This window comes from Mumia xiangluensis (assembly GCF_010994095.1).
GTDB classification, from domain to species: Bacteria; Actinomycetota; Actinomycetes; order Propionibacteriales; family Nocardioidaceae; genus Mumia; species Mumia xiangluensis.
Genome location: NZ_WJYO01000004.1, coordinates 237480 through 259939, shown reverse-complemented (window position 1 = coordinate 259939; position 22460 = coordinate 237480). Strand labels below are relative to the sequence as shown.

The window sequence follows — 22460 nt, the reverse complement described above, 5'->3', positions numbered from 1 at the left end:
CGATCCTATCGAGCGACACGGCCGCCCCCGCTGGTCGGTGGACGCGCGGCTCAGCTCACACCGACGATGGGCAGGCGCAGCGCCGCCGGTGCATCCGCGGGGACGACCGGGTTCTTCGGAGCGACCGCGTCCAGCCGGGCGTACGCGTGGCCGACCTCCGGACGTGCGTCCTCCTCGCCCTTGTTCGGCCAGAACGCCATCGCCCGCTCCGCCTGCGCCGTGATCGTCAGCGACGGGTTGACGCCCAGGTTGGCGCTGATCGCAGCCCCGTCGACGACGTGCAGCCCGTCGTAGCCGTAGAGCCGGTGGTACGGGTCGATGACCCCCGACTCCGCCGAGTCGCCGATCGCGCAGCCGCCGATGAAGTGCGCGGTGAGCGGGATGTTGAACGGCTCGCCGATCGTGCCGCCGGGCCAGCCGTCGATCTTCTCGGCCGTACGACGGACGGCCTCGTTGGCCTTCGGGATCCAGCTCGGGTTGGGCTCGCCGCTGCCCTGCTTCGACGTCAGGCGCATGCGGCCGGTGAGGCGGTTCTTCTTCATGTACGTCGTGATGGAGTTGTCGACCGACTGCATGACGAGCAGGATGATCACCCGCTCGGACCAGTGCTTGAGGTCGTACAGCTCGCGGACGTTGCCCTTCTGCGCCCACAGCTCCTTGAGCCACGACTGCCACCGCGGCCGCGGTCCGTCGCCGTCGGTCAGCACGGTCTGCAGCAGCGACATCGCGTTGGAGCCCTTGCCGTACCGGACGGGCTCGATGTGGGTGACCTCGTCGGGGTGGAATGACGACGTGATCGCGACGCCCTGCGAGTAATCGACGTCACGGTTGCCGGCGATCGCCCCGAGCAGCGACTCGGAGTTGGTGCGGGTGAGGACGCCGAGGCGGTCGGAGATCCGCGGGAGCACCCCGTGCGTACGCATGCGGTGGAGCAGCTTCTGCGTCCCGAGCGAGCCGGCGGCGAACACGACCTGGTCGGCGGTGAAGCGCCGGGGGACGCGCCGGCGGCGGTCGGTCCTGCGGGTGTCGACGGCGTACCCACCGCCGGGCAGCGGGCTCACGCTCGTGACGGTCGTGAGCTCGTGCACGGCCGCACCGGCCTGCTCGGCGAGGTAGAGGTAGTTCTTGACCAGCGTGTTCTTGGCGTTGTGACGGCAGCCGGTCATGCACTCACCGCACTGCGTGCACCCGGCGCGCTCGGGTCCGGCGCCGCCGAAGTACGGGTCGGCGACCGTCTCCCCCGGGCCTCCGAAGAAGACCCCGACCGGCGTCGGGTGGAACGTCTCACCGACGCCCAGGTCCTCGGCCACCTCGCGCATGACCTCGTCGGCTGGCGACACGAACGGGTACGTGTTGACGCCCAGCATGCGCTTCGCCTGGTCGTAGTACGGCGCGAGCTCGGACTTCCAGTCCGTGATGTGCCCCCAGGACCGGTCGCGGTAGAACGGCTCGAGCGGCTCGTAGAGCGTGTTGGCGTAGACGAGCGATCCACCGCCGACACCGGCCCCGGACATGATCATGACGTCCTTGAGGACGTTGATCCGCTGGATCCCGTAGCAGCCGACCTCGGGCGCGAAGAGATAGCGCTTGAGGTCCCAGGAGGTCGCGGCGAAGTCCTCGTCGGCGAACCGCGCCCCCGCCTCGAGGACACCGACGCGGTAGCCCTTCTCGGTGAGTCGCAGCGCCGTGACGCTCCCGCCGAAGCCGGAGCCGATCACGAGGACGTCGTAGTGCGTCGGGGCGAAGTCGTGGGTCACAAGCGTCAGGGTATGACCCCTGTCACGTCTGTGCTACCCCCGGGTAGCGAATACGTCATCTTCGATGTCGTATCGAGACCGGGAGCGGTCCGAGGACGCGGGCTACGCGCGGCCGGCCTTCTTCAGCAGCCTCAGCGCCGCGGTGATGGACTTCTGGTACGCGGCGTCGCTGACGTAGCGGGGAGCCGTCAGCGGCAGGAGACGCTGGTTGGCGACCGACTGCGTCTCCGTGTAGCGAAGGATGCCCTCGGCGCCGTGACGACGGCCGGTCCCCGACTCACGCATCCCGCCCATCGGCGCCTCGAGCGTGCCGAAGGTCGCGGCGAAGCCTTCGTTGATGTTGACCGTGCCCGCCTTGATCTGGCGCGCCAGCTCGCGGCCGCGGGCGATGTCGCGCGTGAAGATCGAGGCGTTCAGCCCGTACGACCCCGCGTTGGCGCGGTCGATGGCCTCGGACTCGCTCCCGAACCGGTACAACGACACGACCGGGCCGAAAGTCTCGTCGGCGAAGCACTGCATCATCGGGTGGACTCCCTCGAGGAGCGTGGGCTCGAAGAAGTACGGCCCGACGTCGGGGCGCGGCCGCCCTCCCGTGAGCACGGTGGCACCGTGGGCGACGGCGTCGGCGACGTGCGCGGTGACCGTGTCGAGCTGACGCTGCGAGACCAGCGAGCCCATGTCACCGTCGTACGCGAGCGACGCGGACAGCTTCATCGGCTCGACCCGCTTGACGAGCTTCGAGACGAACCGGTCGTAGATCGCGTCGGCCACGAACAGCCGCTCGATCGAGACGCACAGCTGCCCCGCGGACGAGAAGCAGGCACGGACCGCCCCCTCGACGGCCCGGTCGACGTCGGCGTCGGCGAGCACGAGCATCGGGTTCTTGCCGCCCAGCTCGAGCGAGCAGGACACGAGCCGCTGGGCGGCCTGCGCAGCGACACGGCGACCCGTGGCCGTGGAGCCGGTGAAGCAGACGTAGTCGGCGCGGTCGATGATCGCGCCGCCGATCAGCGGCCCGTCACCGTTCACCAGCTGCCAGAGGCTCGCCGGGAACCCGACCTCGCGGAAGAGGTCGATCGCGGCCAGCGCGGACAGCGGCGTCTGGGCGTCCGGCTTGTGCACGACCGCGTTGCCTGCGGCGATGGCGGGCAGGCCGTCGGAGACCGCCAGGGTCAGCGGGTAGTTCCACGGGGAGATGATCCCGACGACGCCCTTCGGGATCCGGTTGATCCGCGCCTGGGTGAGCAGCGGGTAGACGCCCGGCACGCGCCGGGTCTTGAGGTGCTTGTGCAGCGTGCGGGCGTAGTAGCGCGCCGTGAGCGCCACGTGCAGCACCTCGTCGAAGGCGTGCGCGCGAGCCTTGCCCGACTCCCACTGCACCAGGTCCATGAGGTCGTCCGCATGGTCGAGGACGGCGTCGTGGAGGTCGAGGAGGAGGTCGGCCCGGTGGCCGAGGTCGGTGCGGGCCCAGGTGCGCTGGGCGGCACGGGCTGCGGCGAACGCGTCCTCGACGTCACCCACGTCGGACACCGGCAGCGTCGCGATCGGCTGCCCCGTGAACGGCGCGTACGTCGTCACGCTCTCGCCCGAGGTGGCGCGCAGTGCGGGGACGAGCTCGCGGACGAGGGCAGGGTCCACGGCGAACGAGGCCGCCGGATCGTGCTCGGGGTCGGCAGGCAGCGCGGGAGGTGTCGAAGCGCTCGGGTCGCGGGGTGACATGCCGTCACTCTAGAACGGCGGTCACACCGCCGCTACCTCGCGGTAACCCATACGCCACGATCAGTGGCGCATTCGTGACGCCCCCTCAGCGTCTGCGGAAGATCCGCTTCGTGATCTCGCGCGCGAACGTCCTGCTCGCCTCGCCGACGGCTCGGTCGAGCGGCGACATCCGCGACGACCGCGACCCGCTGCGTGAACGCCTCTTCGGCGCAGGTTTCTCGTCCCAGCCCTCGGGGTAGACCTCACCCGGCTGGCCGCGACGCTCCTCCTCCGGGCCTGCGGGGTCACCTGCCGCCTGCTCGGACCGGCGCTGAGCGAGGACGCTCGCCGCTCCCCCACCGGTCGCGGCCGCCGTCGCGTACCTCTCCCGCAACGGCGAGGCCTGCACGGCCGCAGACATCGCGTCCGCCGGCATGGGGTCCATGGAGCCCTGTGGCGCCCGCACCCGCGTCCAGGCCACCGGCGACGGAGCGCCCTTCTCGTTCATGACGGTCACGACGGCCTCGCCGGTCGCCAGAGCCGTGAGGACCTCCGCCAGGTCGTACGACGACGTGGGGTAGGTCGAGACCGTCGCCTTGAGCGCCTTCGCGTCCGCGGGCGTGTGCGCGCGGAGCTGGTGCTGGAACCGCGAGCCGAGCTGCGCGAGGACGTCACCGGGCACGTCCTTCGGGGTCTGCGTCACGAAGAAGACACCGACACCCCGCGAGCGGATGAGCCGGACCGTCTGCACCACCGTGTCGAGGAAGTCGTCCGACGCGTCCTTGAAGAGCAGGTGCGCCTCGTCGAAGAAGAAGACCAGCTTCGGCTTGTCGACGTCGCCGACCTCGGGGAGCTCGGAGAACAGGCGCGACAGGAGATACATCAGGAAGGTCGAGAACAGCTCAGGCTGGTCCGCGACCGACGGGACCTCGAGGAGCGACACGATGCCCGTGCCGTCGTCGGCGACCCGGAGGAAGTCCGAGACGGCGATCGACGGCTCCCCGAAGAAGCTGTCCGCGCCGGCGTCCGCGAACGCGATCAGCTCGCGCAGGATCACCCCGGCCGTCGCCTTCGAGAGACCGCCGAGCTCGGCCAGGTCGGCCTTGCCCTCGGCGCTGGTGAGGTGCTGCACGACCGCGCGCAGGTCCTCGATGCCGATCAGCCCGAGATCGTGCTTGCGGGCGTAGTGGAACACGAGCCCGAGCGACGACTCCTGCGTCTCGTTGAGGCCCAGCACCTTCGCGAGCAGCGTCGGCCCGAAGTCGGCGACCGTCGCCCGGATCGGGACGCCTGTCCCGACGCCGCCGAGGCTGAAGAACTCGGTCCTGCTGCCGGTCGGCGTCCACTCCTGGCCGATGCTGGCGCAGCGGGCGGCGAGCGCGTCGCTCGGCGACCCGGGCACGGCGATCCCGGAGAGGTCGCCCTTGATGTCGGCGGCGAACACCGGCACACCGTGCGCGGCGATCTGCTCGGCGAGGACCTGCAGGGTCTTCGTCTTGCCGGTGCCGGTCGCACCGGCGACGAGTCCGTGACGGTTGAGCATGGCGAGAGGGATGCGGACCTGGGCAGCGGGGCGGGCCTCGCCGTCCTCGACGAGCGCCCCGATCTGGAGCGCCGATCCCTCGAACGCGTACGCGGCCGCGATCGAGGCGGCGAGCTCGCTCTCGGGCTGGCCTGCTGGCGCGGACGCCGGGTCCGCCTGCTCGGCAGCGGTCAGCGCATCAGCCTTGCGCCGCGCCTCCTCGGCGCGCTCCTGCGCCGCACGGACGGCCTGCTCGGCTTCCTCGGCTGCCCGGCGCGCCTCCTCGGCGTCATCACCCATGTCCATATCCAAGCGCCGACTGCGGGCACCTGCCACTCGCTCCGAGGAGGCTGCGCTCCAGCAAAGGCCTGTCTCGGCGAGGCGGACCCGCTACTGGACGACGACGGCGACCCTCTGGAACTCCTTGAGCTCCGTGTAGCCGGTGGTCGCCATCGCCCGACGCAGCGCACCGACGAGGTTCATCGTGCCGTCGGAGACGGTGGACGGCCCGAAGAGGACCGACTCGAACGAGCCCACCGTGCCGAGGTCGATCCGCTGACCGCGGGGCAGGTCGGCGTGCCATGCCTCCGCACCCCAGTGGAACCCTCGTCCGGGAGCCTCCTCGGCGCGCGCGAACGGCGAGCCGAGCATGACGGCGTCGGCACCGCAGGCGATGGCCTTCGCGAGATCGCCGCTGCGTCCGACCGACCCGTCGGCGATGACGTGGACGTAGCGGCCGCCCGACTCGTCGAGGTAGTCACGCCGGGCCGCGGCGACATCGGCGACGGCGCTCGCCATCGGGACCGCGAGACCGAGGACCTGGCGGGTCGTGTGCGCAGCGCCACCACCGAACCCGACGAGCACGCCGGCCGCGCCGGTCCGCATGAGGTGCAGCGCCGCCTGGTGCGTCGCGCATCCGCCCACGATCACGGGGACGTCGAGCTCGTAGATGAACTCCTTGAGGTTCAGCGGCTCCGTCTGACCCGACACGTGCTCGGCCGAGACGGTCGTGCCCCGGATGACGAAGAGATCGACACCCGACTCCACCACCGTCTGGGCGAACTGCTTGGTGCGCTGCGGCGAGAGGGCACCCGCGACCGTGACGCCGGCTTCGCGGATCTGCTTCAGGCGCTCGTGGATCAGCTCGGCCTTGATCGGCTCGTCGTACATCTTCTGGAGCCGCATCGTGGCCTCGCGGGGCTCGAGGCCGGCGACCTCCTCGAGCAGCGACGCCGGATCGTCGTACCGCGTCCACAGACCCTCGAGATCGATCACGCCCAGCCCGCCGAGCCGCCCGAGCTGGATGGCGGTCTCCGGGGACATCACCGAGTCCATCGGCGCGGCGATCACCGGGATGTCGAACCGGTAGGCGTCGATCTGCCAGGCCGTCGACACTTCCTCGGGGTCGCGGGTCCGGCGGCTCGGCACGATGGCGATGTCGTCGAACGCGTAGGCCCTGCGGCCGCGCTTGGCGGCGCCGATCTCGATGTCCATGCCTCGCAGTCTAGTGACGTGGCACGACGACCGGCGAAGGCGTCAGAGACGCGCGTAGTTCGGTGCTTCGACCGTCATCTGGATGTCGTGCGGGTGGCTCTCCTTGAGCCCGGCCGCGGTGATCCTGACGAACTGCCCGCGGTCCTGCAGCTCGGGCACCGTGTGAGCGCCGACGTAGAACATCGACTGGTGCAGCCCGCCGACGAGCTGGCGTACGACCGCGCCGAGCTGGCCGCGGTAGGCGACCTGCCCCTCGATGCCCTCGGGCACGAGCTGGTCGTCGCTGGTGACGTCGGCCTGGAAGTAGCGGTCCTTCGAGTACGACTTCTTGCCGCGCGACGACATCGCCCCGAGCGACCCCATGCCGCGGTAGCTCTTGTACTGCTTGCCGTTGACGAAGATCAGCTCGCCCGGGCTCTCCTCGGTGCCGGCGAGCAGCGAGCCCACCATCACCGTGTCCGCACCCGCGACGAGCGCCTTGGCGATGTCGCCGGAGTACTGGAGGCCACCGTCGCCGATCAACGGGATGCCGGCCGGCTTGGTCGCCCGCGAGGCGTCGTAGATCGCCGTGACCTGCGGGACACCCACGCCTGCGACGACGCGGGTCGTGCAGATGGATCCGGGGCCGACGCCGACCTTGACCGCGTCCACGCCCGCGTCGACGAGCGCCTTGGCGCCAGCGTACGTCGCCACGTTGCCGCCGATGATCTGGACGTGCGACGTCGCCGGGTCGGCCTTGAGACGTGCGATCATCTCGAGCAGCGCCTTCGCGTGGCCGTGCGCCGTGTCGACGACGAGCACGTCGACGCCGGCCTCGACCAGGGCGGACGCACGCTCCCAGGAGTCACCGAAGAAGCCGACAGCCGCACCCACCAGCAGACGCCCGTGCTCGTCCTTGCTCGCATCGGGGAACTGCTCCGACTTCACGAAGTCCTTGACCGTGATCAGCCCGCGGAGGTGCCCGGTCTCGTCGACCAGAGGCAGGCGCTCCTTCTTGTGGCTGCGCAGCAGCGCCGACGCCTCGTCACGGTCGATCCCGACCGGGCCGGTGATCAGCGGCATCGGGGTCATGATCTCGCCGACGGTCTTGCGGGACCACTCGGCGACGGGGACGAAACGGAGGTCACGGTTGGTGATGATCCCCAGGAGCTTGTCGTCGGAGTCGACGACGGGAAGCCCGGAGACGCGGTACTGGCCGCAGATCTCGTCGAGCTCCTCCAGGGTGGCCTTGGGGGTGATCGTGATCGGGTTGGAGATGACACCGGTCTGCGTGCGCTTGACGAGGTCGACCTGGTAGGCCTGGTCCTCCACCGAGAGGTTGCGGTGCAGGATCCCGATGCCGCCCTCGCGGGCCATCGCGATCGCCATCCGGGCCTCGGTGACGGTGTCCATCGCGGCCGACACGAGCGGGATGCGCAGCGAGATGCCACGGGTCAGCCGAGCGGTCGTGTCGACCTCGCTCGGGATGACGTCGGTCTCTCCGGGGAGGAGCAGGACGTCGTCGTAGGTGAGGCCCAGAGCCGCGAACTTCTCCGGCACTCCGCTGGCATTGAGATCCATGACGTCCTTCCTGATCACCCGACGGTCCCATCCTAACGAGGGTCCCTATCAAGGGCGTCAACGCAGGAGGGGCGCCAGCGCTTCCCGCCTGCCTGCCGCAGACAGGACGCGCATCAGTCGACGGCGTTCAGGAGCTTCCAGATCCAGTCGTACGAGCTGTCGCGGGCGCTGTCGCCGGTCGACGTGCCGCCGGGCTCCTCCTCGACGGGCCCCGGAGTCTGCCCCCTGGAGTCCCGGCCGCTGTCCCGGCCCGTGCCCTTGCCTTCCGCGTCCTTGTCGTCGGAGTCCCGGGTGCTGGGGTCCCGAGAGCCCGGATCCTTCGTGTCGGGCTCGCGGTCGCGGTCACGCCCCCACCCGCGGCCGTCGTCATCGTCGTCGTCGCGGTCCCACCAGTCGTAGCCACCCTTCGGCGGCTTGCTGCCCTCGGCGGGGGGCTTCGAGGGCGCCGGCGTCTTGTCCGGCGCCTCGGTCCTCGGAGGCTTCGGGGGCGTCGGAGACGCGGGTGGAGGGTCGTCGTCCTGCTTCTCAGGCGACCGCGGCGGCTTGGTCGTGGGCTCGTCGGTGTCCTTGCCGGGCTTCGGAGCGGGAGCGGGCTCGACCTCTGACGCGTCGTCCTTCCCCTTGCCGCCGGACGAGTCGGACGGGCCGGACGACCCGTGTGACGGGGGCTTCTGAGCGGCGTCGGTGGGCTCGAGCGTCCCCACCTCGGCGCGGCCGGTGTTCGGGGCGGTCGCGCTCGTCGACGACGGAGCCTGGGACCGCGGCACGTCGGACGCCGTCGGGCTCGCCATGCCGTCACCGAGGCCGACGGCCTGGGAGACGACGTACCGGATCGGTGCCACCGGGCTGCCGGCGACGGCCTGCCCGATGCCCATCGAGAGCAGGAGCGCGGCGCCGACGGTGACCGCGGCCGCTCGACGGACCCGGCTCGCGCGCCTCGGGGAGCGGGCGTGCCGAGCAGCCCGGCACGACGAGCCCAGCGAGCTCGGTGCAGCAGGCTCGGCAAGGGCGACGGCCGCAACCGGGAGCGGAGGCGCCTCCATCTCGGCGAGCGAGGTGCGCCACGCCGCCAGGCCCGCGAAGATCGGATCGTCCGGAACGCGTCCGGCGAGCAGCTCGTCGACAAGGCCGTCGTCGTGAGCGACGGGATCGTGCCTGCTCATGCTGTCACCTCCCCCCTCGTCACCGCGCGAGCCCGGTGAAGGTCTCGCAGCCGCTGGAGCGCCCGGTGCTGGGCGATGCGTACGGCACCGGCGGTCATCCCGAGCATCACACCGGCCTCCTGAGCAGTCAGCCCCATCGCCACCCGGAGCACCAGCACCTCGCGGAGCCGCTCGGGGAGCGACTCGAGCAGGTCGGCCATGTCGCGCGACTCGAGCCGTCCGATGACCTCGGTCTCGGCAGACGCGGTCACCTCCCCCGTGTCAGGGAGGACGTCGACGAGGACGTGCCGCGACCGGTACGAGCTGCGGCGCGCGTCAGCGACCTTGCGGCTCGCGATCGCGTACACGAAGGCCTGGAACGGCACACCCTTGTGGGTATACGTCGGGAGCGCCTGGAACACCGCGATGCAGATCTCCTGCGCGACGTCGTCCGCCAGCTGACCGCCGTCGCCGTTGCCGCTCAGCCGCGCACGGCTGTAGCGGTGCGACAGGACCCGCACGTTGCGCATCAGCGTGTCCATCGCAGACTCGTCCCTCATCGCGCGGAGCGCGAGCTCGGACAGGTCGGTGTCGGCAGACAGGTTGCGAAGAAGCATCCAGGGATCCTTCGTAGATCGTGGTGATCGGCGGTTCGGTGGCGCAGCGTGCCAGGAACACCGTGACACGAGCCTGCAGGGGTGCGCCACCGGTTGTGAAAACTGGGACGAAAAAGCCCGCCCCGGATCCCCGGGGCGGGCGTTCTCGTGAGGCTGACGATCAGTGCGTGTGCCCAGCCGACTCGTCGTCGGCCGGCTTCTCGACGACAAGCGTCTCGGTGGTGAGAAGCATCGCCGCGATGGAGCCCGCGTTCGCGAGCGCCGAGCGGGTCACCTTCACCGGGTCGAGGACACCCTGGGCGACCAGGTCGCCGTACTCGCCGGTCGCGGCGTTGTAGCCCTGGCCGCTCTCGCGGACCTTGGACACGACGACGTAGCCGTTCTCGCCGCCGTTCTCGGCGATCCACCGCAGCGGCTCGACGGCCGACTTGCGGACGATCGAGACACCCACGGCCTCGTCGCCGGTGAGCCCGAGGTCACCGTCGAGCACCGACACGGCGGTCACGAGGGCCGAGCCGCCGCCGGCGACGATGCCCTCCTCGATCGCTGCACGGGTCGCGGAGACCGCGTCCTCGATACGGTGCTTCTTCTCCTTGAGCTCGACCTCCGTCGCAGCGCCCACCTGGATGACGCAGACGCCACCGGCGAGCTTCGCGAGCCGCTCCTGGAGCTTCTCGCGATCCCAGTCGGAGTCGGAGGCCTCGATCTCGGCCTTGATCTGGTTGACGCGACCGGCGACGTCGTCATCGCTGCCGGCACCGTCGATGATCGTGGTGGCGTCCTTGGTGACGACGACACGACGAGCGGTGCCGAGCTCCTCGAGCCCGATCTGGTCGAGCTTGAGGCCGAGGTCGGGGGTGACGACCTGGGCACCGGTGAGGACGGCGAGGTCCTGCAGCATCGCCTTGCGACGGTCACCGAAGGCCGGGGCCTTCACGGCGACCGAGGTGAAGGTGCCGCGGATCTTGTTGACAACGAGCGTCGAGAGAGCCTCGCCCTCGATGTCCTCGGCGATGATCAGCAGGGACTTGCCGGCCTGCACGACCTTCTCCAGCAGCGGCAGGAGGTCGGACACGGCCGAGATCTTGCCCTGGTTGACGAGGATGTAGGGCTCGTCGAGGACGGCCTCCATGCGCTCGGTGTCGGTGACCATGTACGGGGACAGGTAGCCCTTGTCGAACTGCATGCCCTCGGTGAAGTCGAGGTCGGTGCCCATCGTGTTGGACTCCTCGACGGTGATGACACCGTCCTTGCCGACCTTGTCGAACGCGTCGGCGATGAGGCCACCGATGTGGGCGTCACGCGCGGAGATGTTGGCGACGTGCGCCATGTCCTGCTTGTCGTCGACGTCGCGCGCCTGCTCGAGGAGCTGTGCGGAGACGGCCTCGACGGCCTTGTCGATGCCGCGCTTGAGCGCGATCGGGTTGGTGCCGGCGGCCACGGCGCGAAGGCCCTCGTGGACCATCGCCTGGGCGAGGACCGTGGCGGTCGTCGTCCCGTCGCCGGCGACGTCGTTGGTCTTGGTGGCGACTTCCTTGGCGAGCTGGGCGCCGAGGTTCTCGAACGGGTCGTCGAGCTCGACGTCACGGGCGACGGTCACGCCGTCGTTGGTGATCGTCGGCGCGCCCCACTTCGAGTCGAGCACGACGTAGCGACCCTTGGGGCCCAGCGTCACCTTCACGGTGTTGGCCAGGGTGTCGACGCCACGCTCGAGCGAGCGACGAGCGTTCTCGTCGAACTCAAGAATCTTGGGCATGGGGATCCTTCTGTTGGTGTCGGACCCGCCGAGACACCGCGGGCCCGTGTGCTGCGGACGCGTGCGTACGCCCCAGCGATCCTGCGATCGCCGGGGCGAGCACGTCGTTACTTCTCGATGACCGCGAGGACGTCGCGCGCCGACAGGATGAGGAACTCCTCGCCGTCGTACTTCACCTCGGTGCCGCCGTACTTGCTGAACACGACGACGTCGCCGACCTTGACGTCGACAGGGATGCGCTCGTCGCCGTCCTCGTTGAAGCGGCCCGGGCCGACTGCCAGGACGGAGCCCTCGGTGGGCTTCTCCTTGGCGGTGTCCGGGATGACAAGACCCGAGGCAGTGGTCTGCTCCGCCTCAAGAATCTTGACGACGATACGGTCCTCGAGCGGCTTGATGGTGACCGACACTTGTCGACCTCCCCTTTCGGTGTAACCCCGTACGAATGACTGGGACTGTGGTCCAAGGAGGTGCTTCGTGCGTACGCCGTCGCGGGAGCCGTACGCGTCTGCACCGTTAGCACCCAGGATACGAGAGTGCTAAACCCACCGTAGGACCGGGCTGGCACTCGGTCAAGCAGAGTGCCAGCTTCGGACCGGACTGGGAGGATGGCCGCCATGGAGGTCTCCCCGTTCGAACGGCTCCTCTCCCCCGAGGGTCAGCAGATCCTCCACGAGGTCGCAGCCGCGGAGGGCTCGCTCGACGACCTCGCCCTCGGGACCCGCCTCCGCCAGGCAGGCCACCCCGTCGACCTGGTGGCGGCCGCGACCGGCCAGGCAGCCCTGCGACGCCGGGCACGCGTCAAGCTCGGCGCGGACGCCGCCGCGATGTGGCTCACACCGGACGCCCTCGAGCAGGCGACCCGCCCCGCGGTGGCGGTCCACCGCGGCGCACGGCTGCAGGCGGACGGCGTACGCACCGTCGTCGACCTCGGCTGCGGGATCGGAGCGGACCTGATCGCTCTCGCCCGCGCGGAACTCGCGGCGCACGGCGTCGAGCGCGATCCGCTGCGCGCTGCGATGGCGCGCGCCAACCTCGCCGCGCTCGGCCTTCCCGGGACCGTCGAGGTCGCCGACGCCACCGAGGTCGACGTGTCCGCGTACGACGTCGCGTTCGTCGACCCGGCCCGGCGCGACGGGCGCGGCAGGACGTTCGACCCTGACGCGTTCAGCCCGCCGTGGACGTTCGTCAGCGGCCTCCTCGACGACCACGGCGTCGCGAAGGTGCTCCCCGGGATCTCCCACGACCTGGTTCCCGACGGCGTCGAGGCTGAGTGGGTGAGCGAGCGCGGCAGCCTGGTCGAGGCATGCCTCTGGGGCCGTCGGTTCGCCGGGACCCGACGACGCGCGACCGTGCTGGGGACGCACGGCGTCGCGACGCTCACCGACGGCGACGCCCCGGCCGACGCGGAGGTCCGAGAACCCGGCGCGTGGTGGTACGAGCCGGACGACGCGGTGATCCGGGCCGGCCTCGTGACCGGCGTCGCCGCACTGACCGGCGGCTGGCTCGTCGACCCCCACATCGCCTACGTGTCGAGCGCAGCGCACGTGCCGACGCCGTACGCCCGCGCGTTCCGCGTCGTCGACGAGCTCCCGTACCGCGAGAAGCAGCTGCGCGCCGCGCTGCGCGCCCGCGACGTCGGCACGCTCACCGTGAAGAAGCGCGGCGTCTCGGTGGTCCCGGAGGCATTGATCAGACGCCTGCGCCTCACCGGGTCCCAGACGGCGACGGTCGTCCTGACCCGCGTGGCCGGCGAAGGCCGAGCGTTCCTGGTCGAGCCCGTCGCCTGAGGCAGGACGCACCGGTGGCGGGGTCCGGATCGGACCCCGCCACCGGCGGTCGCGTGATCTCAGCCGCGGTGCGGCCTCAGATCATCGGTGAAGCTGACCAAAGATCTTGCAGGCCAGCCACTTGAGCCACTTGAGCGGCTCCTTGATGGGGTTCGGCATCGGGCCGCACTTGTCCACCGGCGGGGTCGTCACCGGCTTGACGGTGACGGTCACCGCTGCGGAGGCCGTACCGCCCTTGCCGTCGTCGACCGAGTACGTGAACGAGTCGGTCCCCGAGAACCCGGCCTTGGGCGTGTAGGTGACGTTCGCGCCCGTGCCGGTCACCGTGCCGTTGGCCGGGGTGCCGTACGAGTAGGCGAGCGTGTCACCGTCGGCATCGGCGCCCTTGAGCGCGATGGCGACCGCCTTGCCCTGGTCGGTCGTCGCGGTCACGGCAGCAGCCGTGGGCGGCGTGTTGACCGGGGGCTCCTCGACCTCGTTGACCGTCACGGTCACCGTGCCCGTCGCCTCGTCCTCGCCGTCGGAGACGGTGTAGGTGAAGGTGTCCTCACCGAAGAACCCGTCCGCCGGCGTGTACGTGACGCTGCCACCAGTCCCGGTGACGGTGCCGTGGCCCGGCTCGCCGTAGGTGTACGTGAGCGCGTCACCGTCGGCGTCCGCACCCGCGAGCGCGATGTCGACGGCCGTGTCCTCGTCGGTCTCGGCAGCCACGTTGCCCGCGGTCGGCGGCGTGTTGTCCGGCGGGTCGACGACCTCGTTGACCGTCACGGTCACCGTGCCCGTCGCCTCGTCCTCGCCGTCGGAGACGGTGTAGGTGAAGGTGTCCTCACCGAAGAACCCGTCCGCCGGCGTGTAGGTGACGTCGGCACCCTCACCGCTGACGGTGCCGTTGGACGGCTCGCCGTAGGTGTAGGTCAGCTCGTCACCGTCCGCGTCGGCACCCGCGAGCGTGATGTCGACAGCCGTGTCCTCGTCGGTCTCGGCAGCCACGTTGCCCGCGGTCGGGGGCGTGTTGTCCGGCGGGTCGACGACCTCGTTCACCGTCACCGTCACCGCGCCCGTCGCCGAGTCGGTGCCGTCGGAGACGGTGTAGGTGAAGATGTCCTCGCCGAAGAACCCGTCCGCCGGCGTGTAGGTGACGCTGTCACCCGAGCCCGTCACCGTCCCGTTGGCCGGCTGCGAGTACGAGTAGGTCAGCTCGTCGCCGTCGGCGTCCGCGCCCTCGAGCGCGATGTCGACGGCCGTGTCCTCGTCGGTCTCGGCAGCCACGTTGCCCGCGGTCGGCGGTGTGTTCGGATCCTCGGTGTCGTTGACCGTGATCGCGATCGTCGCCGTGTCGGTGCCGCCGTTGCCGTCGTCGACCGTGAAGGTGAACGAGTCGGTGCCGACGAAGTCGGCGGTCGGCGTGTAGGTGACCGTCGCACCACTGCCCGTGACCGTGCCGTTGGCCGGCTGCGAGTAGGTGTACGTCAGGTCGTCGCCGTCGGCGTCGGTCGCCGACAGCGTGACGTCGGCCGAGGTGTTCTCGTCGAGCGTCACCGAGCCGTCGACCGCTACCGGCGGCGTGTTCGGCTGCTCGCCGACCGTCACGGTCACGGTGCCGGTCGCCTCGGCCTCACCGTCGGAGACGGTGTAGTCGAAGGAGTCCGAGCCGGAGAACCCGGCAGCAGGCGTGTAGGTGACGTTCGCACCCGATCCCGAGACGGTGCCGTTGGCCGGCGTGCCGTACGAGTACGAGAGGGTGTCGCCGTCGGCGTCCGCGCCCTCGAGCGCGATGTCGACGGACGTGCCGTAGTCGGTCGAGGCGCTCACGTCACCCGCGGTCGGCGGCGTGTTCGGCGCCTCGCCGACCGTGACCGAGACGGTGCCGGTCGCCTCCGCCTCACCGTCGGAGACGGTGTACTCGAAGGAGTCCGAGCCGGAGAACCCGTCGTCCGGCGTGTAGGTGACGTTCGCACCCGAACCCGACACGGTGCCGTTGGCCGGCTGCGCGTAGGTGTACGTCAGGTCGTCACCATCGGCGTCCGCACCCTCCAGCGCGACGTCGACGGCCGTGCCGTACGCGGTGGAGACGCTCACGTCACCGGCGGTCGGCGGCGTGTTCGGCTCCTCGGCCGCATTGATCCCGAAGGTGCCGAAGGTGCGGTCGCTGCCCGTGGGCAGGGCGCACGCCATCGTCACGGCACCCTCGCCGCCGACCAGGTCGCCGTTGGCGTTGCGCAGCGACGCGATCACGTTGAACGAGGCCGGCATGTGGATCGTGCCCGTCGTGGGCAGCTGGAGCCCGGGGTACTCGGCGGGGCTGGGGACGTCGATCGCCGGGACGTCACCTTCGGTCGGGATCTGCCACGGCGGGGTCGACGACGCGGGGACGGGTGACCACGGGGCGGCCAGGTTGGCGATCGGGTAGACGAACGGATCCGTGATGCCGGGGACCGTGATGGAGATGTTGGCGTTGTTGGAGTAGCCGCTCGCGGTCCGCGCGCTCAGCAGACCGTACGTCGCGTTGCGCAGCGTCTCGGGCAGCGTCAGCGTGATCTGGGTCTTGCGACCCGGGATCTCGGTCCCCGGGTCGACCGCATCCGGGATGACCACCTTGGCGTTGACCCCGACCGCGTGGTCACCGAGCGGGAGCCCGGCCGCGACCACGTTGCAGGTGTACGTGAAGTTCTTGTCGAGCTGTACGTCGTCAGCCTGGGCTGCCGACGTCCCGAGTGCCGTGACGCTGACCGCCATGCCGGCCACCAGGGCGCCGGATGCGGTGAGCGACAACGGCTTTCGGGCCGTTGAGCTTCTGAACCTGGACATGTAGATCCCCTCCAGATCTCTCGGACCCCCCCTCCAGGGGCCCTCTGTCCACACCCGTAAACGGGTGTTACGGCTCAGTAACCTACTCAGGTGTAACCCGCAGTTGCAATAGGCCGGACGAACTTTCTGTGGCGCACGACACACGCCGGGAGGGGCCTGCGGGCTCAGGCGACGATCTGCGTCACCGGCATCGACGAGTCGGCCGGGAGGTCGAGCGAGCTCGGGGCGACACCCTTCGCGACCAGCGCGGATCCGAGCGCGGCGACCATCGCGCCGTTGTCCGTGCACAGCACCGGCGGCGGGATCCGGACCTCGATCCCGGCCTCGCTCGCGCGCTCGAGCACGAAGTGGCGCAAGCGCTGGTTCGCTGCGACGCCCCCGCCCAGCACCAGGTGCTTCGCGCCGTGGTCGAGGCAGGCACGGACCGTCTTCGCGGACAGCACGTCGCACACCGCGTCCTGGAACGACGCCGCGACGTCAGGCACCGAGATCTCGCGCCCCATCCGCTCCTCGTGCTCGACATGACGCGCGACCGCGCTCTTGAGACCGGAGAACGAGAAGTCGTAGCGGTGCTTCTCCATGTCGCGCCCCGACGTGAGGCCGCGCGGGAACGCGATCGCCGTGGGATCGCCGTCGCGGGCAGCGCGGTCGATCTGGGGCCCGCCGGGGTACGGGAGGCCGAGCAGGCGCGCCACCTTGTCGAACGCCTCCCCGGCCGCGTCGTCGATCGTCTCGCCGAGCATGCGGACCGAGCTCGTGACGTCGTCGACGAGCAGGAGGTTGGTGTGGCCGCCGGAGACCAGCAGCGCGGCGGTCGGCTCGGGCAGCTCGCCGTGCTCCAGCCGGTCGACGCACACGTGGGCGACGAGGTGGTTGATGCCGTACAGGGGCTTGTCGTACGCGATCGCCAGCGCCTTGGCGGCGGCGATGCCGACCAGGAGCGCCCCGGTCAGCCCGGGCCCGCTCGTCACCGCGATCGCGTCGACGTCGGCGACGGACACACCCGCATCGGCCTGCGCCTTCTCGAGCATCGGCACGAACGCCTCGAGGTGGGCGCGGCTCGCGACCTCGGGGACGACGCCGCCGAACCGGACGTGCTCCTCCACGCTGGAGGCGACGGCGTTCGCCAGCAGCTCGGTCCCGCGGACGATCCCGACCCCGGTCTCGTCGCAGGACGACTCGATCCCCAGCACGAGGGGCGCAGCGTTGCTCACGCCTCCATGGTGCCAGGCTTGACGCATGAGCCGTACCGACGTCCCACCCGCCTTCGACGAGCGCACCATCGCGACGACCCTGCTGCGCTACGTCCGCGAGACCGCGCTCGAGAAGGCCGAGGGCCTCCCTGACGGTCTTGCGCACGCCACCCCGCTGCCCTCGTCGCCCCTGATGTCGGTCGCGAGCGTCGTCAACCACCTGCGCTGGAACGAGCACTACTGGGTCGAGGTGGTCGTCGCCGGCGGCGAGGACCGCGCCCCCTGGTCGGAGGAGCACCCCGACGGCGAGTTCGAGGTCGCCGCCCAGATGACGCTCGACGACGTCCTGACCGGCTATCGCCAGCAGATCGCCGCGTCCGACGCGATCCTCGACGGCCTCGACCTCGACACCCCGACGGCGCGCCCGCGCCGCGACTTCCACCCGACCGTACGCTGGGTCGTCGCGCACCTCGTCGAGGAGACCGCGCGCCACAACGGGCACCTGGACATCCTCCGGGAGCTCGCCGACGGACAGGTAGGCGACTGATGCGGACACGCCAGCTGGGCACGAGCGGCCTGATGGTCTCGGTGGTCGGGATCGGGTGCAACGCGTTCGGCGCCCGGATCGACGAGACCCGGACGAAGGAGGTCGTGCACGCCGCGATCGACGCAGGGGTCACGCTGTTCGACACCTCCGACACCTACGGCACCGGGTCGAGCGAGGTGCTGCTCGGACGCGCGCTCGGAGCCCGTCGCGGAGACGTCGTGGTGGCGACCAAGGGCGGCATGGACATGGGCGGCGCGAACGGACCGGACTGGGGCGCCAGGGCCTCGCGCCGCTACCTCCGCAAGGCGCTCGAGGCGAGCCTGACCAGGCTCGGCACCGACTACGTCGACCTCTACCAGCTCCACACCCCCGACCGGGTCACGCCGATCGCAGAGACGCTGAGCGTGATGGACGACTTCGTGCGCGAGGGCAAGGTCCGCTACGCCGGCTGCTCGAACCTGACCGCGTGGGAGCTCGTCGACGCGGACTGGACCGCGCGGACGACCGGCACGACCGCGTTCGTCTCCGCCCAGAACGAGTACTCCCTCTACAACCGTGCTGCCGAGGCCGAGCTCGTACCCGCGTGCGAGGCGCTCGGCGTCGGGCTGCTGCCGTACTTCCCGCTCGCGTACGGGCTCCTCACCGGCAAGTACGCCCGTGGCGCCGCCGCGCCTGAGGGCTCACGGCTGGCGGCCGGCAGCCAGGCCGCCCGTCTCGCGACAGCCGACTGGGACAGCATCGAGGCGCTCGAGGCGTACGCCCGTGAGCGCGGCCGCTCGATCCTCGAGGTCGCCATGGGCGGGCTCGCCGCACAGCCTGCGGTCAGCAGCGTGATCGCCGGCGCCACGACGCCTGCGCAGGTGCGGTCCAACGTCGAGGCCGCCGCGTGGGAGCCGACCGCCGACGATCTCGCGGCGCTGGACGCGGTCCGACCCGCCGAGCGCCGGTCGTACACGACCTTCGCGCCGCGCCGCTGACGCCCCGACCGAGCGCCGGTTGAGAGGACGCAGCGACGGATGCACCCGTCGCTCGGTTCTCGTGACCGGCGCTCGGTCGCGCTCCGGCGCTGTTGTCCACAGGCAGCCGACCCGCCCGTGCCGGATCAGGGCAGGATCTCTGCCATGCAAGGACTCGAACGCCTCGCACGGCGCACCGGCGGGTACGTGACGACACAGGCCGCAGAGGACCTCGGGTACGGCACCAACGAGCTCGGCGACCTGGTCGAGCGCGCCCTGCTGGTGCGCGTCAGGCGGGGCGCCTACGCGATCGCGAGGTCGTACGCAGCGTTGCCTCCACGCGAGGCCCACCTCGTCACGGCACGCCACGCCCTCGCCGCCCGCGGGCCGGGCCATGCGGTGACGCACGACTCCGCGGTCCTGCTCCACGGCCTGACGAAGGACGCCCTCGACCTGCCCGACGGCCGACTCGACCTCGACGCGGTCCACCTCGCTCGCACCGGCGGCACCACCAGCCGTCGCAGCAACCGGATCCACGTGCACCGCGACGCCCTCCTGCCGACCGACGTCACGACCGTCGACCTGCTCCCGACCGTGCGCGCAGAGCTGGCCGTCACGCAGGTGATGTCGAGCCGGCCGCTCGCGGTCGGCGCGGTCGTCGCGTCGTCGTGGCTGGCTGGACAGCGCCACGAGGCACGCGTACGCGGGATGGTCGAGGAGTTCGACGAACAGGCGTCGAAGGCGGAGCTCGCCGAGGCGCTCGGCCGCCTCGGCCGACGAGCGGGGGTGCGCACCGCCCGTGACGCGCTCGAGGTCGCCGACGCAGGGTGCGAGAACGCCGCCGAGGTGCTCGTGCTCCTGACCTGCTGGTCGTACGACCTGCCACGACCGCTGACGCAGTACCCGCTCGACCTGCCCGACCGCCGGGCGGAGGTCGACTTCCTGTGGCCGGACGTCCGGATGGTCCTGGAGTTCGACGGGAAGGGGAAGTACGAGGACGAGGTCGCGCAGGACGGGCGCGTCATCCGGTCGGGGAAGCAGAAGCTGTGGGCCGAGAAGGTGCGCGAGGACGCGATCCGCGGTCTCGGCTACCACGTCGTACGCATCGGCTGGGACGACGTGCTGCCGCACAACCGCGAGCGAACGGCTGCCCGCATCAGGCGGGAGCTCGCCTACGCAGCCCGTCTCGCCCGCCGGCGCTGAGGGCACGAAGCGCTGCTCCCGAGGACCGAGCGACGGTTGCATCCTCCGCTCGGCGGTCGGAAGTGGCGCTTGCGAACGGTCGGCGCCGCCTGGCGAGCGCCGCCGACGTCAGTCCTCCTGCGCCTTCGCGGCCTTGCGCGCGGCCCGGGCGGCGCGCTCCTCGACGTCGAGCTGCGCGGCCTCCTCCAGGGTCGGCGCGGTGCCGCCGAAGCGCGCCGGCGCCCACCACTGCCCCTCGGTCGGGTCGGGGTACGCGGCGATCGCCTCGTCGAGGAGCCCCTGCAGCGCGGCGTGCAGCTCCTCGGTCTCGGCGACCGGGTCGGCGCCCGTCGGGTGGAGCGGCTCGCCGACGCGGATCTCGATCGGGAGCCTGCGCGGCAGCGCGAGCTTGTGGCCCTTGGTCATGACGCGCTGCGTGCCGAAGAGCACCACCGGGATCAGGGGCACGCCAGCCTGGGCGGCGATGCGCGACGCACCCGACTTGACCTCCTTGATCTCGAACGACCGGCTGATCGTCGCCTCGGGGAAGATCCCGACGATCTCGCCGCGACGGCAGTAGTCGACGGCCGCCTCGAGCGACTCGGCGCCTGCCGCACGGTCGACCGGGATGTGGTGCATCGAGCGGAGGACCGGGCCGCCGACGGGGTGGTCGAAGGCCTCCTTCTTCGCCATGAACCGCACCATCCGCCCGCGCCGCTCGGCGGGGAACCCGTCGAGGACGAAGTCGGCGAACCCGATGTGGTTGGACGCGAGCACGGCCCCGCCCTCACGCGGGATGTGCTCGGTGCCGGTCATCGAGATCTTCCAGCCGCGCAGGCGGAAGAGGGTCTTGGCCGTCGCGATGATCGGCGGGTACGTGAGGTCGCGCATCCGGCAACCCTACCGACCTACGGTGGCGTAGGTCGTGGCCGGAGGCGCTACCGGCCCTCGGCGTACGCGTCGATCTCGACCTCGACCAGGTGGTCGGGATGCATCAGCCGGTTGACCTCGAGCATCGACGCTGCCGGCGGTGTCCCGCCGAACAGCTCGCGGTGGGCCCGCCCCACCTCGTCGGCGTCCGTGATGTCGACGACGTACATGCGGGTCCGCACGACGTGCTGGGCATCGAGCCCACAGCGTCGCAGCGCATCCATCGCGATCCCGAACGCCACCATCGTCTGGACGTACGGGTCACCGACGCCGATGACCGTGCCGTTGACGGTCGCCGTCGTCCCGGCGATCGCCACGTGCGGCCCGTACGAGACGGCGCGTGCGTAGCCGTACTTGTCCTCCCACGGTGTTCCCGACGCGACCCTGAACATCAGCCGTCCCTTCGGGGCACGGAGCGTCGTTCCATCACGACGGCATCCGCGCCCGAGCGGTAGTAGTGGGGCCGGGTCGCGATCGCGACGAAGCCTCCTGCCTCGTACAGCCCGATCGCCGCGTGGTTGTCGGATGCCACCTCGAGCAGCACCCGCTCCACACCTCGGCGTTCGGACTCCCCCAGCAGCGCCGACAGAAGCCGACGCCCTACCCCCGTTCTGCGCTGACCTGGCACGACCGCGATCCGTGCCACGTCAGCGGTGTCACCGGTGGCGAGCAGGCTCGCGTATCCGGTGACCACATCGTCTCGCGCCGCCACGACGACGTGACGGCTCGCTCCGGCGACTTCTGCCGCGACCTGCTCGCGGCTCCATGCGTCGGGGCCGAACGCGTCCTGCTCGAGCGCCGTCAGCGCGTCCACGTCGCTCAGGCCTGCCGCACGGATCACGCCGACGCGCGCTTGCGCTGAGCGGCCGGCGTCGCGTCGGGCCGACGCAGGTAGAGCGGCTCGGTCCCGATCTCGAGAGCCGACCCGGCTGCGACCATGCTCGCGAGGACAGCGGCGTCCGGGTCGGCCGGACCGGCGACGCGGTTGAGGACGTCGGCGTACAGGTCTGCTCCGCGCCCGAGGACCGGCATCGTGCCCGGGAGCCGCTGCGCCAGGTCCGCCGGCCGGGCGACGTCGGCGTCGCCGACGCGCTCCCCCGACGGGGTGTACTCGGCCCAGTAGACCTCTTTGCGACGGGCGTCGGTCGCGACGACGAACGCCTCGTCGACGACGCCGTCCGACACCGCCTGGGCCGCGACGACGTCGAGCGAGCAGACGCCGTGGAGCCGGGCCCGCAGCGAGACGGCGAGGGTCCGGGCGGTCACGATGCCGACCCGCAGGCCGGTGAAGGGCCCGGGTCCGACTCCGACGGTGACGTCGGTGAGATCGCGCCGGTCGGCTCCCGCGGTGGCCAGCACCTGGACGATCGCCGGACCGAGCAGCTCGCCGTGGCTCATCGCCCCCGCGTGCGAGACGGCCGCGAGCACGGCAGACCCGTCGTGCAGCGCGACGGAGGTCGCCGGGGCGGCGGTGTCGAGGGCGAGGATCAACATCGTGGCAAGCGTACGCC

Annotated in this window: 19 protein-coding genes; 4 read left to right on the top strand and 15 right to left on the bottom strand. The window is 71.0% G+C overall.

Annotation, left to right across the window (positions count from 1 at the left end; translation table 11 throughout):
* Positions 1–50: 50 nt before the first annotated feature.
* The 9 genes from GH747_RS14350 to groES all read right to left on the bottom strand — a co-directional run bounded on the left by GH747_RS14350 (position 51) and on the right by groES (position 11953).
* On the bottom strand, positions 51–1757 hold the full coding sequence (locus GH747_RS14350) for a GMC family oxidoreductase N-terminal domain-containing protein (RefSeq protein WP_149770281.1): 1707 nt from the start codon (positions 1755–1757) through the stop codon (positions 51–53).
* A gap of 102 nt (positions 1758–1859) precedes the next feature.
* Positions 1860–3476 (bottom strand): succinic semialdehyde dehydrogenase, encoded by a 1617-nt coding sequence (locus GH747_RS14345; RefSeq protein ID WP_149770280.1) that lies wholly within the window; start codon positions 3474–3476, stop codon positions 1860–1862.
* 85 nt (positions 3477–3561) lie between these two features.
* The gene (locus GH747_RS14340) at positions 3562–5277 is read right to left on the bottom strand and encodes a helicase HerA-like domain-containing protein (protein ID WP_205602943.1); all 1716 of its coding nucleotides are present in this window, start codon (positions 5275–5277) and stop codon (positions 3562–3564) included.
* Between the two features lie 90 nt (positions 5278–5367).
* Entirely contained in the window at positions 5368–6471 is a 1104-nt protein-coding gene (locus tag GH747_RS14335; RefSeq protein ID WP_149770278.1) for a GuaB3 family IMP dehydrogenase-related protein, read from the bottom strand.
* Between the two features lie 42 nt (positions 6472–6513).
* Positions 6514–8031: an IMP dehydrogenase gene (guaB, locus tag GH747_RS14330; RefSeq protein ID WP_149770277.1), complete on the bottom strand. Its 1518-nt coding sequence runs from the start codon at positions 8029–8031 to the stop codon at positions 6514–6516.
* Between the two features lie 113 nt (positions 8032–8144).
* Complete coding sequence (locus GH747_RS14325) at positions 8145–9194, bottom strand: hypothetical protein (protein WP_149770276.1); 1050 nt, start codon at positions 9192–9194, stop codon at positions 8145–8147.
* Positions 9191–9790 carry a sigma-70 family RNA polymerase sigma factor gene (locus tag GH747_RS14320; RefSeq protein WP_228552933.1) on the bottom strand — a complete coding sequence of 200 codons (600 nt, stop codon included), beginning with the start codon at positions 9788–9790 and terminating at the stop codon, positions 9191–9193. The genes GH747_RS14325 and GH747_RS14320 overlap by 4 nt, the downstream gene beginning before the upstream one ends.
* Positions 9791–9950: 160 nt before the next feature.
* A complete protein-coding gene (gene groL / locus GH747_RS14315) occupies positions 9951–11546 on the bottom strand; it encodes a chaperonin GroEL (RefSeq protein WP_149770275.1) in 1596 nt (531 codons plus the stop codon).
* Positions 11547–11653: 107 nt separating this feature from the next.
* Positions 11654–11953, bottom strand: coding sequence for a co-chaperone GroES (gene groES / locus GH747_RS14310; RefSeq protein ID WP_149770274.1), 300 nt, complete (start codon positions 11951–11953; stop codon positions 11654–11656).
* A gap of 207 nt (positions 11954–12160) precedes the next feature.
* Here groES and GH747_RS14305 point away from each other — a divergent pair, with 207 nt between their 5' ends.
* Entirely contained in the window at positions 12161–13333 is a 1173-nt protein-coding gene (locus GH747_RS14305) for a THUMP-like domain-containing protein (protein ID WP_149770273.1), read from the top strand.
* An 81-nt stretch (positions 13334–13414) separates the two neighbouring features.
* Here GH747_RS14305 and GH747_RS14300 read toward each other — a convergent pair whose 3' ends face one another.
* Both GH747_RS14300 and tsaD read right to left on the bottom strand, forming a co-directional pair.
* Positions 13415–16141, bottom strand: a complete 2727-nt coding sequence (locus GH747_RS14300) for an Ig-like domain-containing protein (RefSeq protein WP_149770272.1) — start codon at positions 16139–16141, stop codon at positions 13415–13417.
* A 164-nt stretch (positions 16142–16305) separates the two neighbouring features.
* Complete coding sequence (tsaD, locus tag GH747_RS14295; protein ID WP_149770271.1) at positions 16306–17382, bottom strand: tRNA (adenosine(37)-N6)-threonylcarbamoyltransferase complex transferase subunit TsaD; 1077 nt, start codon at positions 17380–17382, stop codon at positions 16306–16308.
* Here tsaD and GH747_RS14290 point away from each other — a divergent pair.
* The 3 genes from GH747_RS14290 (at position 17381) to GH747_RS14280 (ending at position 20040) form a co-directional block, all read left to right on the top strand.
* On the top strand, positions 17381–17881 hold the full coding sequence (locus GH747_RS14290) for a DinB family protein (protein ID WP_149770270.1): 501 nt from the start codon (positions 17381–17383) through the stop codon (positions 17879–17881). The genes tsaD and GH747_RS14290 overlap by 2 nt on opposite strands.
* Complete coding sequence (locus tag GH747_RS14285) at positions 17881–18858, top strand: aldo/keto reductase (protein WP_149770269.1); 978 nt, start codon at positions 17881–17883, stop codon at positions 18856–18858. Before GH747_RS14290 ends, GH747_RS14285 begins: the two co-directional genes overlap by 1 nt.
* Positions 18859–19002: 144 nt before the next feature.
* On the top strand, positions 19003–20040 hold the full coding sequence (locus GH747_RS14280; protein WP_163695636.1) for a type IV toxin-antitoxin system AbiEi family antitoxin domain-containing protein: 1038 nt from the start codon (positions 19003–19005) through the stop codon (positions 20038–20040).
* Positions 20041–20148: 108 nt separating this feature from the next.
* Here GH747_RS14280 and GH747_RS14275 read toward each other — a convergent pair whose 3' ends face one another.
* The 4 genes from GH747_RS14275 to tsaB are packed head-to-tail and all read right to left on the bottom strand — an operon-like array spanning position 20149 to position 22443.
* Positions 20149–20910: a lysophospholipid acyltransferase family protein gene (locus GH747_RS14275; RefSeq protein WP_149770267.1), complete on the bottom strand. Its 762-nt coding sequence runs from the start codon at positions 20908–20910 to the stop codon at positions 20149–20151.
* Positions 20911–20957: 47 nt separating this feature from the next.
* Complete coding sequence (locus GH747_RS14270) at positions 20958–21341, bottom strand: RidA family protein (protein WP_149770266.1); 384 nt, start codon at positions 21339–21341, stop codon at positions 20958–20960.
* On the bottom strand, positions 21341–21790 hold the full coding sequence (gene rimI / locus GH747_RS14265; protein WP_149770265.1) for a ribosomal protein S18-alanine N-acetyltransferase: 450 nt from the start codon (positions 21788–21790) through the stop codon (positions 21341–21343). The genes GH747_RS14270 and rimI overlap by 1 nt, the downstream gene beginning before the upstream one ends.
* The gene (gene tsaB / locus GH747_RS14260; protein ID WP_149770264.1) at positions 21787–22443 is read right to left on the bottom strand and encodes a tRNA (adenosine(37)-N6)-threonylcarbamoyltransferase complex dimerization subunit type 1 TsaB; all 657 of its coding nucleotides are present in this window, start codon (positions 22441–22443) and stop codon (positions 21787–21789) included. The genes rimI and tsaB overlap by 4 nt, the downstream gene beginning before the upstream one ends.
* Positions 22444–22460 lie beyond the last annotated feature (17 nt).